Here is a 16,848-nt window from a genome sequence, read left to right as displayed (position 1 = left end):
CGCTTCTCGGCCCTGGCGGCCCTGCCGCGGTTGCCCGGACGCGCTTGCGCCGCCAGAGCGCGGCGGACTCCCGAAGGGTGACACCTGATGTTCCTACGCTTCACCAGGCTCCGCGCGGCAGCGGCCGCCGCGGCGATGACGCTGGCCGCCTCGGCGATCGTCGCCGCGGTCGGCGCGCCAACTGCGGCAGCCGACACGTCCACCTGTTCCGGCACCGGCACGATCTCGGCCGGGGACTACATCATCCAGGCCAACGAGTGGAACTCGTCCACGCAGCAGTGCGTCAACTACTCCGGCGGCACCGCGTGGTCGGTGAGCACGGCCAACTTCAACCTGCCCACCAACGGCGCCCCGGCCACCTACCCGTCCATCTACAAGGGCTGCCACTGGGGCATGTGCACGCCCAACAGCGGCCTGCCGATCCAGGTGAGCAACCTCGGCAGCGCGGTCTCGTCGTGGAGCACCGTCCAGCCCGGCTCCGGGGCCTACGACGTCGCCTACGACATCTGGTTCAACTCCACCCCCACCACCAGCGGCCAGCCCGACGGCACCGAGATGATGATCTGGCTCAACAGCCGGGGTGGCGTGCAGCCGTTCGGCTCGCAGACCGGCACGGCCAACGTCGCCGGCTACAACTGGAACGTCTGGACCGGGCAGCAGACCTCGTGGAAGATCATCTCCTACACGCTCAACCCCGGCGGCACCTCGTTCACCAACCTTGACATCAAGGCCCTGATCAACGACGCGGTCGCGCGCGGCTCGCTCAACCCCTCGCACTACCTGCTCGACGCGGAGGCCGGCTTCGAGATCTGGCAGGGCGGCCAGGGCCTGGCCACGAACAGCTTCTCCTTCAGTGCCACCCCCGGCAGCAACAGCGGCGGTGGGGGCGGTACTGGTGGAGGTGGTGGCACTGGCGGTGGTGGCGGCGGATGCTCGGTGGCCTACACGGTGAGCAACCAGTGGGACACCGGCTTCACCGCCAACGTGACCGTCACGAACACCGGGACGGCGCCCACCAACGGCTGGAAGGTGACCTGGGTCTGGGGCGGCAACCAGCAGATCAGCAACGTCTGGAACGCGGCCGAGAGCCACAGCGGTCCCAACGAGACCGTGACGAACGCCGGCTACAACGGTGCGATCCCCCCTGGCGGCAACACCTCCTTCGGGTTCCAGGCCGGCTACTCGGGGACCAACACGTCACCGACGCCGATCTGCACGGCGAGCTGACGACACGAACCGATTCGAATTTTCGCGGCGCCCGGCCGGTCTCATCGCCGATGGTGAACTCCGGTCGGGTCCGGCGAGGTGAGCGACCCGTGGTTCTGCGCTCGTCATCGTCGCGCCACGAACCCGATCGCGGAACCACGGGTCTGCTGGCTAGAAAGTTTCATGGCCGCCAGCTCGAATCCTGCGCACCGGCACGATGTCCCGGTGATCGCCGAAGCGACCTCGCAACAGGCCCGGTGAGCAGCGGCAACGGCCGATCGACGGCGAGCCGCCGAGTCCCTGCTTCCGACAGCGACCAATTCAGCCGTCCAGACCGTCCTTGCGACACGTTGACCGGCCACACCCTCGACCGTAGCCTCCGATCGAATCGGTTCGACACTGCTGCGTCAGCACAAGCGCGGGCCGACGGCGACTCCACAGCGGCAGAGAGGGTCATCGATGCTTTCGGCAGATCAACGCAGATCCGCGCCACGACTCCGCGTTTCTCACCGCAAAGGGTTGGCCGGCCTGGTCGGACTCGCCCTGACGGTGCTCACCGTGCTCGCGGCAGGCCCCGCCTACGCGGCGACTCCGGCCGAGGTCATCGCCGTGGCGCCGTCGGACTCGCCCAGCACGATCATCGCGAACGCGGCCAACGTCGTGCCATCGGCGCGCCAGCTGGCCTGGGAGCGGGCGGAGCGGATGGCGTTCATCCACTTCGGCGTGAACACCTTCGACGGCCGGGAGTGGGGCACCGGAACCGAGGACCCGAACATCTTCCAGCCCACCGGCCTGAACACCGACCAGTGGGCGAGTTCGCTGAAGGACACCGGGTTCAAGGGCGCCGTCCTGACCGCCAAGCACCACGACGGCTTCCTGCTCTTCCCCTCCAAGTACTCCACCTTCAGCGTCGCCTCCGACCACGCATGGCAGAACGGCAACGGTGACGTGGTGAAGAACTACGCCGACTCCATGCACAAGGCCGGCCTGAAGGCGGGCATCTACCTGTCACCGGCCGACCTGCACGAGAACCAACCGGGCGGGAAGTTCGCCAACGGCAGCCCGAGCCGGACCGTGACCATTCCCAGTGACCCGTCCGAGATCGTCAACGGAATCACGTTCACCTTCAACTCCGACGACTACAACACCTACTACGAGAACACCCTCTACGAGTTGATGTCCCGCTACGGCGGCATCGACGAGCTGTGGCTGGACGGCGCCAACCCGACCGGCCGCAACCAGCCGTACAACTTCAGCGACTGGATCAAGATCGTCCGGGCACTGCAACCCAACGCGGCCATCGAGAACGACGGCGGGCCGGACATCCGCTGGGTCGGCAACGAGAACGGCTACGCCCGCCAGTCCGAGTGGGCGGTCGTGCCCTTCACCGGCAACGCCGCGACCGCCGCCGACACCATCATCAATCCGCCCGGCGGCTACGGCGCCCCCGATCTGGGCAGCGACAGCCTGCTGTCCCAACGCAAGCAGGACGGGACCAGCGCGTGGAACCTGCTGCGCTGGTCGCCCCCGGAGTGCAACGGGACGCTGTCGGCGAACCACAACTGGTTCTGGCAGCCCGGCGACACCTGGCGGGGCGTGCCGGAACTGGAGGACATGTACTACAACTCGGTGGGCCGCAACTGCAACAACCTGCTGGACGTCCCGCCGAACCGACAGGGCGTGTTCGACCAGTCCGAGGTGACCGTGCTGTCCCAGCTCAACGCCAGGATCGCGGGGACGTTCAACACCAACCTCGCCAGCGGCGCCACCGTGGCCAACGACAGCGGGACCTCGAACACCTCGGGCCGCACCCCGAACCTGGCCCTGGACGGCAACCTGGACACCTCGTGGCAGCCGACCGGCAGCACGGGTGCGCTGGTGTTCACCCTGCCCGGAACGCAGACGTTCGATGTCATCTCGGCGCAGGAGGACCTGCACATCGGCCAGCGCGTCGAGTCCTATGCCGTGGACGCCTGGAACGGCAGCTCCTGGAACCAGATCGCCGGCGACACCACGATCGGCCAGAAGAAACTCGTCCGCCTGAACTCGCCGGTCACCACCAGTCAGGTGCGGTTGCGCGTCACCGGCTCCCGGTCCACCCCGACCATCGCCGAGTTCGGCCTGTTCAAGCGCCCGGGCGGGTCCACCGCGGCCGGGAGCGTGACCTCCGCCGCGTCCGGCCGGTGCCTGGACGTCAACGGGGCCAGCACGACACCGGGGAGCCAGGTCCAGATCTGGGACTGCGACGGCGCGGCCAACCAGGGGTGGACCCACACCTCGGGCAACCAGCTCACGGTCTACAGCGGCAGCAGCCAGCTCTGCCTCGACGCGTACGGACAGGGGACCACATCCGGCACCAAGGTCGTCACCTGGACCTGCAACGGCGGCGCCAACCAGCAGTGGACCGTCAATTCCAACGGCACCATCACCGGCGTCCAATCAGGACTGTGCCTCGACGTGACCGGGGCCGGCACCGCCAACGGCACTCCCGTCGAACTGTGGACCTGCAACGGCCAGAGCAACCAGCAATGGAGCATCCACTGACCTGCTCGCCCTGACCTACCCGATTCATCACGGCACACGGCGCGCCGCGGCCATCGGATGACGGAGTGGTCGCGCACGTCGACGGAGACCGGAAGGCACGTTCCATGCGGCATCACACTCGATCATCCAGTTCTCGGCGCTTCACCCGGTGGGCCGCGACGGCGGTGGCAGTGCTCGCCGTCGCCGTCGCGGCCCGTCCGGCCACCGCCGCGCCGCAAGCAGCCGCCCCGGCGGCATCCTTCGCCGACGTGACCGGCTTCGGCGACGGCAACGGCGCGCTCGCGTCCGTGGACCTGACCGGCACGTGGAGCTTCACGCCGACCGGGCGGGCGACGACCTCGATCCGCGTGCCCGGCGGCGGCTGGTACAAGCAGGGCTTCACCGACGTGTCCGAAGCGGTGTACTCGCGCACCATCACCGTGCCGGACTCCGGCCGGCCGCAGTCGGCGTGGATCGAGTTCGGCGCGGTGAACCACCAGGCCACCCTGTCGGTGGACGGCCGGGTCGTCGCCACCCAGACGACCGCGTTCACCCCGTCGAACTTCGACATCAGCGCCTACGCCGCGCCCGGCACGACCCACACGCTCAGCGTGGACGTCAAGGGCCGCAACGCGATGAAGAACCCGGCGAACGGCAAGTACGTCGTGCCCGACGCCGCCGAGTGGTCCGAGGCGGTCCCCCAGGGCATCTACCGCTCGGCGTTCCTGCGGGTGTACCCGGCGGTCCGCATCAGCGACGCCTTCGTGCGCACCTCGGTGGCCAACCAGAGCCTCACCTACGACGTGTCGGTGGCCAACACCTCCGACACCGCCCGCACAGTGACGCTGAGCGGCACGCTCACGTCCGACAACGGCACGTCCTTCAACTATCCGGCGCTGCCCGGCCGCTCGGTCACCGTGGCGGCCCATTCGACGGCAACGGCGACCGTCGGCCCGGTGCCGTGGAACCTGGGCTCCGCCTCGTACTGGTGGCCGAACGTGCCCTACCGGCAGGGGTACCGCGCCCAGTTGCACCGGCTGGCGCTGCACGCGGTGACCGACGACGGCCGCACCAGCGACGCCACCTACCGGTTCGGGTTCCGGGAGAGCAGCCAGAACGGCGACTACTACTACCTCAACGGCGTACGAGTGAACTTCCGCGGCGACAACCTGCAGGGCGCCGACTTCGACCGGATCGACAACGGCGGCAAGGGCGACGCCTACGACACCCTGCCCGGCTTCCTGCCGCCCTCGACCGGCAACGGCGGCTGGCCGCAGGCGGTCGACAACTACCAGCGGCTCAACTACAACGTGGTGCGGATCCACCAGGAGCCGGCCAGCCCCTACATGCTCGACGTGGCCGACGAGCTGGGCCTGATGGTCATCGACGAGAGCGCTATCCGCGGCTCCAGCGGCCAGCAGGACTTCGTCGCCGGGCACGACAACATGGTCGCCCACGATCGCGCGCTGGCCCTGCGCGACCGCAATCACCCGGCGGTCATCCGCTGGAGCCAGGACAACGAGCCGAACATCAGCGGCAGCGACTCCGAGCAGTTCGAGAAGGACCTCTACGCGGCGGTCAACACCGCCGACGGCACCCGGCCGATCAGCGTCGACCTCGGTCCCGGCGGGTCGCCCGGCCAGTACCCCACGATGACGTACGGCAACTTCGCGGTCCTCGGGCACTACCTGGACGGTCTCGGCCACTACGGCGAGCAGGTCTGGTCTACGGCCGGCCGGCCGGACGGCGAGGGCGAGTACATCTGGCCGGCCTGCAACACGAAGCAGGGCTTCGAGTGGTTCGCCACCGCGACCGCCGCCAAGCGCGGCAAGGACGTCACCGACCTGCGGCCCTACACCCTGCTGTCCGGGTGGGCCGGTGTCGTGCCCGGGGTGCGCACCACCGACTTCACGCCGGAGGAGGGCGGCCACCCGATCTACGGGGCGGACAATCTCGCCGACCCGTGGAGCAACCCGCAGATCCAGCGGATCCAGGCCGCGTTCAACCCGGTCGCCGCGATCGACCTGCCGTACTGGTCGGCCTCCGGCGTGTCCGACGCCAACGGCACGTTCCCGCTGTCGCAGGCGGCCGACAGCTACCCGTACGGCAGCACGGTCACCCGCGACGTCACCGTGTTCAACGACGACTTCACCAGCACCTCGGTCGGGTTCTCCTGGACCGCCCGGCTGGACCGGCCGGACGGCACGGTGATCGCCTCCGGTGACGAGACCCTGACCGTGCCGCTGGGCTCCCGGGTCACCCGGCCGGTCACGTTCACCGCCCCGACCAGCGGCACCCGGGTGTACCTGGTGCTGACCACCGCGAAGTCCGGCAGCACGGTGTTCACCGACTCCGCCGAGTTCCTCGGCCTGGGCGCCGTCTCGTCCAATGTGGACGATGCCAGCTCCGCCATGTCCTACACGGGGAGTTGGGGACACGCCACCGGTGAGGCCGGTCCGTATGACGGAACCAACTCCTACAGCGATGTCGCGGGCGACACCGCCACGCTGAGCTTCACCGGCACCGGAATCACCCTGGACGCCGTGACCGCGCCGAACCACGGCATCGCGGCCGTCTCGGTGGACGGCGCAGCCGAGACGCTGGTGGACGAGTACTCGGCGACGCGGACCGGCGACGCGGTGGTGTGGAGCAACACGACGCTGGCGTCCGGCCCGCACACCGTCCGGATACGCGTCACCGGCAACCAGCGGTCCGGTTCCACCGGCACCTGGGTGACCGTGGACCGGTTCGAGATCACCAGTGCGTCGGCGCTGAGCGGAAACTACCGGATCGTCAACCGCAACAGCGGCAAGCCGCTGGCAGTCGCCGGCGGGTCGACCGCTGACGGCGCGCTGGTCGTCCAGCAGACCGGCGGCGCACCGTGGACCATCGGCGCGGCGTCCGGCGGGTCCTACACGCTGACCTACACCGGCAGCGGCAAGGTGCTCGACGTGCCCGGCCACGCCACCACGACCGGGACTCAGTTGGAGCAGTGGACCGGGAACGGCGGTGCCAACCAGCACTGGTACCTGCGGCCCACCGGCGACGGCTACTTCACGATCACCAGCGCCGACAACGGACTGCTGGCCGACGTCTACGGCCGGGCGACCGACGATGGCGCACGGGTCGTGCAGTGGACGGCCACCGGGGGCGCCAACCAGCAGTGGCAGCTCATCCCCGCGTAACAGACCTCCCGGCCCGGCGCGCGCTTCGAACCGTGCCGGGCCGGTGAGCACCAACACGCCGCCGCAGTCGAGAGCCGGGCTCAGGTCGTCGATTGTCGAACGTTCGTCGATGGAAACAGCGGCGTCGCCGTGAGCGGTCACACTCGGTTCTGTCGAATATGCGTCGAAGCGCCCACGATTGTTCACCGCCGCACTTTCCGCAGGTCAAAGCACTTGCAAGCCTCTTGACGCGAGCGATGTCCGTGCCAATGATTCGAAGCGCTTCACCAAATCCCTCAACGAAGAGGACTCACACATGCGTCATACTCGACTCGATCTCACGATCATCGGGCTGAAGCGCAGGATCATCGCCCCGGTGGTCACGCTGCTCACCGCCTGCCTCGCCCTGGCGCTGGCCGCCGCTCCCGCCTATGCCGCAACCTGGGGGTCCTCCGACAGGTGGGCGTCCTGGAGCAACGGCGGCTACACGCTGTACAACGACGTCTGGGGCAATGGGGCCGGCCCGCAGTCGATCTGGGCGAACTCCTACAGCAACTGGGGAGTGTGGTCGGACCAGCCCAACACCGGGGGCATCAAGTCCTATCCGAACGTCACCCGGTGGGTCGGCACGCCGATCAACTCCCTGAACTCGGTGACCTCGGGCTACAACGTCTCGGTGCCCTCCGCCGGCGCCTACGAGACCGCCTACGACATCTGGGACTCGTCCAACTCCAACGAGATCATGCTGTGGCTCAACCAGACCGGGCCGATCGGACCGATCGGCTCCTACGTCACCACCGTGTGGCTCGGCGGCTACAACTGGAACGTCTACAAGGGGTGGAACGGAGCCAACAACGTCTACTCCTTCCTGAACACCGGCCGGTCGACCTCCGGCACCGTCAACATCCTCGACGTCCTGAGGTGGCTGGAGAACAGCGCCCACTGGATCGGCAACGTCACCCTGGGCAACGTCCAGTTCGGCTGGGAGATCACCTCCTCCAGCGGCGGCATGAACTTCCAGACCAACAGCTACTGGGTCTCCTACAACTGATGCCCTCGAACGGCCGCCCACGCTGTGGGGTTCTCCACTCGGCCGTGGAGAACCCCACAGGCGCGCGAATCAGCGTTGTCGTGTCGGAACTTCACCCCGGTCCGACGGGCGTCAGCGGACCCGCTCCGCGGGGCCGGTGCTGCTGCGCAACGAGATCGGCGGCGTGAGCAGGCGTTGCTGCGGCGGCGCGTCGGGCTCGGCGATGCGTTGGATGAGGAACTCGACCGCCGTGGTGCCCATCTCGCCGGCCGGCACGTCGGCGGCGGTGAGGGGCGGATGGAACTGCTCGGCCCAGTAGCGCGCCGCCACCCCCACGATCGAGAACCGGCCCGGCACGGACCGGCCGGCGCGTTCCAGCCCCCGCTGCACGCCGGGCAGCGCCGCCTCGTTCACCGTCACCATCGCGCTGATCTCGGGTTGGGCGTGCAGGAGTTCGACCACACAGCGCTCCCCCGCGGCCATGTCGTCGTCACAGCACAACTCGGTCCCGACGACCTGACGACGGGCTGCCGCTTCGACGAAGCCCTGCCGAGCCCGCTGCCCGGGACCGTAGCCGGACGCCACCAACGGCGCCGGGCGGTTGAGCAAGGCGACGTGACGATGCCCCAGATCGGCCAGATGATCCACGCACCTGGCCACCAGCGTGGTGTAGTCCACGTCGACCCAGCACGTCCGCTGTGGTCGCGAGGTGCGGCCGATCGCCACGAAGGGCATGCCGGCCTCCTGCAACCGCGTCACCCGGGGATCGTCCAGGCGAATCTCCATGACGATCACCCCGTCGACCCGCCGCCCCGTCACCAGCCGCTCGAACGACCGGTCATGGTCCTCGCCGGACGGCGAGAGCAGCACGTCCAGATCCGCGCGGGCGGCGGCCTCCATGACGGCGGCGACGAACTCCAACTGCATCAACGTCAACCGGCCGACCGCCGGCGGGACCACCAGTCCGAGCGTGCGGGTACGGCCCTCCTTCAGCGCACGGGCCGCGGCGTTCGGCCGGTATCCCAGCTCGTCCACGACCGCCTGGATCCGCCGCCTGGTCGCCTCCGACACGGAGCGCTTCCCGCTCAACGCGTAGGAGACGGTGCTCCGCGACACCCCGGAACGACGGGCGATCTCCCCGATATCCACCGAGCCCCCTCCGAACCGGTTCGGCCCAATGACACGCAGTGTAGGTCACGCCCGCATTCGAGGCGTTGACCGCCGCCAGTGTCGATCTCCGTGACATGCCGTGTCGATTCGACGGAGGACGCCCCGCGACGTGCACACAGCGCCGGCTGAGCGAACCCGTTGGGCGCAGCCCGATCTCGGTGCCGCCCCCCTGATCGAGAACGGGACGCGCCGGGCCGGTCAAGACCAGGCACCGTTTCCGTACATTGTGCGGATCCCTCGAATTCGTCAAGAACTCCGACGCTCACCTCCGAAGGACAAACGCGACCGCGCCTACCTGGCACACGGCCGGGCCGGCACCCGATCTCCGGAGTAAGTAACTCGCGGCCGCCGGACGTGTCAAGGCTCGCCTGTTGCCGCAACGCATCGTCACAGCTGTGGACACACGACCCCGTCTCGGTCCGGTGAAACTTTCATGCACGGCCCGAGCAAGGTTCGCAGGGTGTCGGCATGGACGGGAAACCTGCCGTTGACCGCTCTCGTATCCGGGTCGTAACATCCATCAATACCGCGAGTCGAATCGATTCGACACCGTCCATTCGACAATATCCAGAGCAGCGACCAGTCGGGGCCGGCAACCCGACGTCGTTTCCGCACGCACAGTCCGTTCCCCCGTTCGCTTCATGAGTTCATCGCGTCGTCACGGCATCGTGGCGCGGTACCCCAGGAGGAGCCGATGAGAACGAGAACCGGACCCGGTCGGCTGCTGCTGGCCCTCGGCGCAGCCCTGGCCTTGGCCGTCCCCCTGCTCGCACCCGGATCCAGCCACGCCACCCCGGCCGCCTCACTGACCGTGGACCTCGCCTCACCCCGAGGACCCTCAACCGGAGTAGGCGAAGGCTTCCTCTACGGCATCAGCTCCGACGGCACCCAACCCGTCGACCAGTACCTCAAACCACTGGGCATCAACGCCTTCCGCGGCGGCGGCTGGTTCTCCGGCGGCTGGATCAAAGACGGCTACCGCTTCGGCCCGGCCACCCAGGCCGACCTCGACTCGATGATCTCCCAGGCCAAACGACTGACCCAACCGCCCTACCACGCCCAGTACCAGGCGCTGCTCACCGACATCTACGGCCTCAACGGCGGGCAGCCCTCCAACACCGGTGTACCCGTGCGACAACGGCAACTGCTCCAACTGGGTCAGCTTCATCGACGCCACCGTCGGCGCGCTACAAGCCTCAGGCCTGAAGTTCGCCTACGACATCGACAACGAACCCGACATCTCCGTGTTCTGGACCCGCGGCGTGAACAGCGCCCAGTACTTCCAGATGTGGGACACCGCCTTCCGCGAGATCCGCCGCCTCGCCCCCGGCGCGCAGATCGTCGGCCCGTCCTTCGCCTTCACCCCCCAGGCCAGGTCGTCGCAGTGGCAGACCTGGCTGACCCACGTGAAGGCGGCCGGCACCGTCCCGGACATGATCACCAACCACGACGAGGGCGACGTCGACGACCCGGTCACCGTCTCCCAGTCGCTGAACAACGCCCTGACCACCGCCGGCCTCGGCCCGGTCCCGCTGTCGGCCAACGAGTACCAGCCCGCCGACCGGCAGACCGCCGGCGTGACCGCCTGGTACCTGGCCCGCTTCGCCCAGTCCGGCTACACCAACGCCATGCGCGGCAACTGGGTCTGCTGCATCACCCCCAACCTCACCGGGGTCCTGACCCAAAGCGGCGGGACCTGGCAGCCCACCGGCAACTGGTGGGCACTGCGCGACTACGCCGACCTGACCGGCACCCTCGTGGCCACCTCGGGCCAGGTCGGCTCGACCGCGATCTCGGCCTCGGAGGACGCCACCGCCACACGCGCGGTCGCGATCATCGGCGACGCCAACGGGACCACCGGCACCTCGTCGGTCACCTTCACCGGCCTGGCATCGGTCCCCTGGCTCGCGAACAACGGCAGCGTGAACGTCACCGTCCACCGCATCCCCGACCAGGCCCCGCTGTCCGCGCCGCAGGTGGTGTACAACCAGAACGTCAACGCCACGGGGGGATCGATCACCTTGCCGATCACCTTCCAGGCCTCCCACGACGCGTTCGCCGTCTACCTCACACCAGCCTCGACCAGCGGCGGCGGGGGCTTCCCCAGCGGCAACCACCAGCTCGTGATCGCCAGCAACAACCTCTGCCTGGACGTGTACGGCGCCAGCTCCAGCGCCGGCGCCGCGATCGACCAGTGGACCTGCAACGGCCAGGCCAACCAGCAGTTCCAGTTCGTGCCCGCCTCCGGTGGCTACGGCGAGCTGCGGGCCCAGGGCTCCGGCCAGGACGTGACCGTCGCCAACGGCACCACCGCCCAAGGCACCCCCGACATCGTCCAGGGTTCGCCGGGCACCACGGCCGCCAACCTGTGGCAGCCGGTGCAGCAGTCCGACGGCTCGTACGAGTTCCGCAACCAGAACAGTGGCCTGTGCCTGGACGTGTACGGGGCCGGCAGCAACCTCGGCCAGCAGCTGGACCAGTGGCCGTGCAAGAACGCGCCCGGCACCAACCAGGACTTCATGCTCCGCTGACCCGGCGCCGAAGTCCAGCTCTGGATCTGCAAGCAAGGCAGCAATCACAGTGGATGCTCGGCTGAAAGGCTCCGCAATGTCCTCTTCTCCCCATCAGTTCAGCCGACGCAGGCTGTTGAGCGTCGCCGGGTTCACCGGCATCGCCGCGGCCACCGGACTGGTGCGCCCCGGCATCGTCTGGGCCACCGCCGGTCCGGGCAGCTACACGGCCTCCTGGTCGTCGGTCGACCAGCACCCGCCCGCGCCGGAGTGGTTCCAGGACGCCAAGTTCGGCATCTACTACCACTGGGGCGTGTTCAGCGTCCCGGCGTTCGGCAACGAGTGGTACCCGCGCAACATGTACATCGACGGGTCGAGCGAGAACAACCACCACAAGGCCGTGTACGGCGACCCATCGGCATGGCCGTACCAGAACTTCATCAACGGCGCCCGGGACAAGGCCGGCAACTGGGTCCAGTTCGCGCCGAAGCTGAAGTCCGCCGGGGGCAACTTCGACCCGAACGACTGGGCCCAGTTGTTCGCCGACGCCGGCGCGAAGTTCGCCGGCCCGGTCGCCGAGCACCACGACGGCTACTCGATGTGGAACAGCGCCGCCAACGAGTGGAACTCGGTCAAGACCGGCCCCAAGCTCGACCTGTTGCGGCTGCACGCGGACGCCATCCGCGGCAAGGGTCTCAGGTTGGTGGCGTCGCTGCACCACGCCTACCACTTCAACGGCTACTACGACCACGTGCCTTACCAGTCCACGGATTCGCTGCGCCGACTGTTCGGTCAGAACGGATCCGCCGCGGAGAACCAGCTGTGGTACGACAAGCTCCGGGAGGTCGTCGACGGCTACCAGCCCGACCTGATCTACCAGGACTTCGATCTGAACCTGGTCGACGAGACCCAGCGGCTGAACTTCCTCGCGCACTACTACAACCAGGCCGTGGCCTGGAACAGGGACGTGGTCGCCACCTACAAGGACGGTTTCGACAACAAGGGCGAGGTCTACGACTTCGAACGCGGTGGCCCGGGCGACATCCAGAACCCGTACTGGATGACCGACGACAGCGTCTCCAGCTCCAGTTGGTGCTACACCGTCGGCATCGGCTACTACTCGGTCAAGGCCATGCTGCACGCGCTGCTCGACCGAGTCAGCAAGAACGGCACCATGATGCTCAACATCGCCCCGATGGCCGACGGCACCATTCCCGACCAGCAGCGGACGATCCTGCTCGGTATCGGCGACCACCTCAAGCGGTTCGGCGAATCCGTCTACAGCACCCGCGCCTGGGCGGCGTACGGCGAGGGGCCGACGAAGATGGGCGGTGGTTCGTTCACCACCCCGGTGGAAGGAACCAACACCGACATCCGGTTCACCCGCAGCAAGGACAACACCGTGCTGTACGCGACCGTGCTGGGCTGGCCCGGGAGCACCCTCAACATCACGACCCTCAGCTCGAACCGGATCAACCTGAGCGGCTTGGCCTCGGTGCAACTGCTCGGCCCGGACGCCGGCAACGCCGCGAACCTGCCCAACCGCAGCCAGGACGGCTCGGGTCTGCACATCGTCATGCCGTCGGCCAACCCGCCGTTCGACGCGCTCGCGTACGTGGTCAAGCTGACCTTCACCGGGCCGATCCCCACCCTCGGCGCCGCTCCGGTGCCGACCGGCTGGGTGAAGATCGCCAACGGCACCACGGGTCTGGTGCTGGACAGCGGCGGCAACGTCCCCTCCGGATCCCGGCTCAAGCAGTGGAACTGGGTCGACAGCACCAACCTGCAGTGGCAGCTGGTGGACGTCGGCGGCGGCTACTACCGCATCGTCAACAACGCCAACGGGATGGTCGCCGACAGCTGGGGCAACACGGCCAACGGCGCCACCGCGATGCAGGCTCCGTGGAACGGCGGCAACAACCAGCAGTGGCGGTTGAACAGCATGGGCAACGGCCTCTACCAGATCATCAACCGCGGCACCGGCACCGCCCTGGACGGCGCGGGCGACAGCACCGTCGGCGACTCCACCCTCCTGTGGGCCCCGAACGGCAGCACCAACAACCAGTGGACGATCACCGTCGTCTGACCCGGGGAGACGAGCTGCGGCGGTCGGCGCCAGCCGGCCGCCGCAGCCGCATCCGAGCACGTCGAGTCCATCGTGGACTGACCGTGGGGCCGCGACGCCAGACCAATCGGCGGCGGGCCCCGCATCGCTCGCACCGCCGTGCCACCTCGGGGGAGAGTCGGGGTGAACAGAGCTCCGACGGCAGTCGCGGTTCGTGTTGCGGCGTCACCGGGCTTCGACATCTTGACGGGGCGTCCGTCTGGGAGCGATAGTGATGGCCGCCACGCACGGTCCCCCGGAGTCGTCCCCAGCCCTTCTTCTTTGCCACCAAGAATGTTAGCGCTAACAATGCCAATCGCGTCATCGGTGAGTCTCCGGGCACCGAATCACCATCCGCCATGAACAAGGGAGTTCACCTATGGTCTCTCGACCGTGGATGCCACGCACCAGACGGCTGATCCTGGCCGCGGGCGCCGCGACACTGCTCGCGGCTGGGGCCGCCGTCGGCACGGCTGCGCCGGCACCGGCCGCTACCCAGGGACCGTGTGACATATACGCGGCCGGCGGAACGCCCTGCGTGGCCGCGCACAGCACCACCCGAGCGCTCTACGGCTCGTACTCGGGCAGCCTCTACCAGGTCAGGCGCTCGTCGGACAACGCAACCCGGGACATCGGGGTCACCAGCGCCGGCGGATACGCCGACTCCGCCGCGCAGGATTCCTTCTGTGCCGGCACGACGTGTCTCATCACGATCATCTACGACCAGTCCGGCAAGGGCAACCACCTCACCCAGGCGCCCGCCGGCGGCGCCGCCGGCGGGCCCGACAACCTCGCCAACGCGACCGCGGCGCCAACCAGTCTCAACGGCCACAAGGCCTATGGCGTGTACGTGGCGGCCGGCACCGGCTACCGCAACAACCACACGTCCGGCATCGCCACCGGCGACCAGCCGGAGGGCATGTACGCGGTCTTCGACGGCACGCACTACAACGGCGGCTGCTGCTTCGACTACGGCAACGCCGAGACCAGCAGCAACGACACCGGCAACGGCCACATGGAGGCCATCTACTTCGGCAACATCAAGGTCTGGGGCTACGGCACCGGCAACGGCCCGTGGGTGATGGCCGATCTGGAGAACGGCCTGTTCTCCGGGGTGAACGCCGGGTACAACGCCAACGATCCGAGCGTCAACTACCGCTACCTGACCGCCATCGTCAAGGGCGGCGCCAACCAGTGGGCCATTCGGGCCGGCAACGCGCAGTCCGGCGGCCTGTCGACGTTCTACAGTGGACAGCGGCCGAACGTCTCGGGCTACAACCCGATGCACAAGGAGGGCGCGATCATCCTCGGCATCGGCGGCGACAACAGCAAGGGATCGGCCGGCACCTTCTACGAAGGCGTGATGACGTCCGGCTACCCGTCGGACGCCACCGAGAACTCCGTGCAGGCCAACATCACCGCGGCCGGCTACGGTGCCGGCGGCACCGGGACCAGTACCGGCCCGCTGCACGCGAACGGCGCGGGCAAGTGCCTCGACGTGCCGAACTCGAGCACGACCCTGGGCACCCAGACGCAGATCTGGTCCTGCAACGGCCAAGCCAACCAGACCTGGACGCGCAGCTCGTCGAACCAGCTGACGGTCGCGCTCGGCGGCACGACGCTGTGCCTGGACGCGTACGGCCAGGGCACCACCGCCGGGACGAAGGTGGTGACCTGGTCCTGCAACGGGCAGGCCAACCAGCAGTGGACCATCAACTCCGACGGCACGATCACCGGCGCGCAGTCGGGGCTCTGCCTGGACGTGACCGGCGCGTCCACCGCCGACGGGGCGCTCGCCGAGCTGTGGACCTGCAACGGCGGCAGCAACCAGCAGTGGACCCTGGGATAGACCGAGAGCAGTTGCAGCACGAGTGTGCCGGGGCGGCTCCCAGTTCCCGCCCCGGCAGCACTCAACCGGCACCGAGCACGAACCTTTGTGGAACTCCGTGCCGCCACGACTGCTTACCGGTCCGCCGGACCACACCGTTGTACTGCGTGACCACGGTCTGTCCACTGAGGATCGGCGGTCCGCTCCCCTGCCGCAGGATCGTCGACTGAAATCCTTCAGGCCGACTCGCGGATGACGAGCTGGGTGTCGAGGACCGCTCGGCGGCGATGCGGCGCCGGCGCCTGGATCAACGCGAGCAGTTCCCTGACCATCAGGCTGCCCATCTCCTCGATCGGCTGGCGCACGGTCGTGAGCTGGGGTTCGGTCTGGCGGGCGATCGGCGAGTCGTCGAAGCCGACCACGGCGACGTCCTCGGGCACCCGGCGGCCGTGCCGGCGTAACGCGCGTAACGCCCCGGCGGCCATCAGGTCGGAGGCGCAGAAGATCGCGTCCACGTCCGGTCGGCGGTTCAGCAGTAGTCGCACGGCATGGTCGCCGGAGGACTGGCCGAAGTCGCCGTGGACGATCAGCCGAGAATCGAACCGGCCGGCGTCCAGCAACGCCGCGCGGTAGCCGGCCAGCCGGTCCACTCCGACGGCCATGTCCCCGGGGCCGGCGATCGTCGCGATCACGCGTCGCCCGGATTCGACCAGGTACCGCACGGCACGCTCGGCGCCGCCGCGGTTGTCCGCGTCGACATAACACAGATCATCGGCGTTCGAGCCGATCGGACAACCGCAGAACATCACCGGCACGGACACGCCGTCCAAGTCGATGGGATACCGCCCGTGCATGCTGACCAGCAGTGCGCCGTCGACGTTGCCGTGCCGCAGGTAGCGCGCGGCGGCGGACTGATAGTCCTGAGGCGAGTGCACCATGAGCAGCACCAACTGCATCCCCACCGGCGCCAGTTCGCGGCTCGCACCCCACAGCACGCGCGCGAAGAACGGATCGGAGAACACACGGGCGCCCCCCTCGCACACGATGAACGCGATCGAACCGGTACGGTCCGGCTCGGTGCCGCGCGTCGACCGTCGTCGCGCATAGCCCAGTTCCGCCATGGCGTTCTCGACCTGTCGCCTGGTCTCCGGCCGGACCTGGTGGAACCCGTTCAGCACGCGAGACGCGGTCGCGGGCGAGACGCCGGCCGTGCGCGCCACGTCCAGCAGTGTCGGGCGCGCGCCCGAAGTCGGCACCGTGGTCACAGCCACCTCCTGGTCACAACGACACACACCGTTACCTCGGTGTCATCG

Annotated in this window: 10 protein-coding genes; 7 read left to right on the top strand and 3 right to left on the bottom strand. The window is 68.5% G+C overall.

From position 1 onward, the window contains the following. Positions 1-87 precede the first annotated feature (87 nt). The 4 genes from BJ998_RS38065 to BJ998_RS38050 all read left to right on the top strand — a co-directional run bounded on the left by BJ998_RS38065 (position 88) and on the right by BJ998_RS38050 (position 7,944). Complete coding sequence (locus tag BJ998_RS38065) at positions 88-1,227, top strand: GH12 family glycosyl hydrolase domain-containing protein (RefSeq protein ID WP_184868103.1); 1,140 nt, start codon at positions 88-90, stop codon at positions 1,225-1,227. Between the two features lie 498 nt (positions 1,228-1,725). Continuing rightward, positions 1,726-3,750: an RICIN domain-containing protein gene (locus tag BJ998_RS38060; protein WP_184868102.1), complete on the top strand. Its 2,025-nt coding sequence runs from the start codon at positions 1,726-1,728 to the stop codon at positions 3,748-3,750. Positions 3,751-3,854: 104 nt separating this feature from the next. Next, positions 3,855-6,914, top strand: a complete 3,060-nt coding sequence (locus tag BJ998_RS38055) for an RICIN domain-containing protein (RefSeq protein ID WP_184868101.1) — start codon at positions 3,855-3,857, stop codon at positions 6,912-6,914. A gap of 295 nt (positions 6,915-7,209) precedes the next feature. Continuing rightward, the gene (locus BJ998_RS38050; RefSeq protein WP_184868100.1) at positions 7,210-7,944 is read left to right on the top strand and encodes a GH12 family glycosyl hydrolase domain-containing protein; all 735 of its coding nucleotides are present in this window, start codon (positions 7,210-7,212) and stop codon (positions 7,942-7,944) included. 111 nt (positions 7,945-8,055) lie between these two features. On the opposite strand, the gene BJ998_RS38045 is transcribed toward BJ998_RS38050, so the two are convergent. Both BJ998_RS38045 and BJ998_RS48020 read right to left on the bottom strand, forming a co-directional pair. Beyond that, entirely contained in the window at positions 8,056-9,072 is a 1,017-nt protein-coding gene (locus BJ998_RS38045; RefSeq protein WP_184868099.1) for a LacI family DNA-binding transcriptional regulator, read from the bottom strand. An 859-nt stretch (positions 9,073-9,931) separates the two neighbouring features. Continuing rightward, a complete protein-coding gene (locus BJ998_RS48020) occupies positions 9,932-10,261 on the bottom strand; it encodes a hypothetical protein (RefSeq protein ID WP_246488734.1) in 330 nt (109 codons plus the stop codon). Between BJ998_RS48020 and BJ998_RS49375 the strand changes: the two genes are divergently transcribed. From BJ998_RS49375 to BJ998_RS38030, 3 genes are all read left to right on the top strand, one after another. After that, complete coding sequence (locus tag BJ998_RS49375) at positions 10,215-11,624, top strand: RICIN domain-containing protein (protein WP_312890516.1); 1,410 nt, start codon at positions 10,215-10,217, stop codon at positions 11,622-11,624. The genes BJ998_RS48020 and BJ998_RS49375 overlap by 47 nt on opposite strands. Positions 11,625-11,739: 115 nt before the next feature. Beyond that, entirely contained in the window at positions 11,740-13,689 is a 1,950-nt protein-coding gene (locus BJ998_RS38035) for an alpha-L-fucosidase (RefSeq protein ID WP_246488733.1), read from the top strand. Positions 13,690-14,104: 415 nt separating this feature from the next. Continuing rightward, a complete protein-coding gene (locus BJ998_RS38030) occupies positions 14,105-15,556 on the top strand; it encodes an arabinofuranosidase catalytic domain-containing protein (protein WP_246488732.1) in 1,452 nt (483 codons plus the stop codon). Between the two features lie 215 nt (positions 15,557-15,771). Here the strand turns inward: BJ998_RS38030 and BJ998_RS38025 are convergent, their stop codons facing one another. After that, complete coding sequence (locus BJ998_RS38025) at positions 15,772-16,800, bottom strand: LacI family DNA-binding transcriptional regulator (RefSeq protein WP_184868096.1); 1,029 nt, start codon at positions 16,798-16,800, stop codon at positions 15,772-15,774. Positions 16,801-16,848: the final 48 nt, after the last annotated feature.

The sequence above is a fragment of the Kutzneria kofuensis genome (assembly GCF_014203355.1).
Classification (GTDB): Bacteria; Actinomycetota; Actinomycetes; order Mycobacteriales; family Pseudonocardiaceae; genus Kutzneria; species Kutzneria kofuensis.
Note: the sequence above shows the minus strand (reverse complement) of the source record. Positions and strands in the feature narration are given on the sequence as shown.

Excerpts from the sequence above, each read along its gene's own strand:
- BJ998_RS38065 (WP_184868103.1), top strand. The coding sequence starts at position 88 with ATGTTCCTACGCTTCACCAGGCTCCGCGCGGCAGCGGCCGCCGCGGCG.
- BJ998_RS38030 (WP_246488732.1), top strand. The coding sequence starts at position 14,105 with ATGCCACGCACCAGACGGCTGATCCTGGCCGCGGGCGCCGCGACACTG.
- BJ998_RS48020 (WP_246488734.1), bottom strand. The coding sequence starts at position 10,261 with ATGAAGCTGACCCAGTTGGAGCAGTTGCCGTTGTCGCACGGGTACACC.
- BJ998_RS38050 (WP_184868100.1), top strand. The coding sequence starts at position 7,210 with ATGCGTCATACTCGACTCGATCTCACGATCATCGGGCTGAAGCGCAGG.
- BJ998_RS38055 (WP_184868101.1), top strand. The coding sequence starts at position 3,855 with ATGCGGCATCACACTCGATCATCCAGTTCTCGGCGCTTCACCCGGTGG.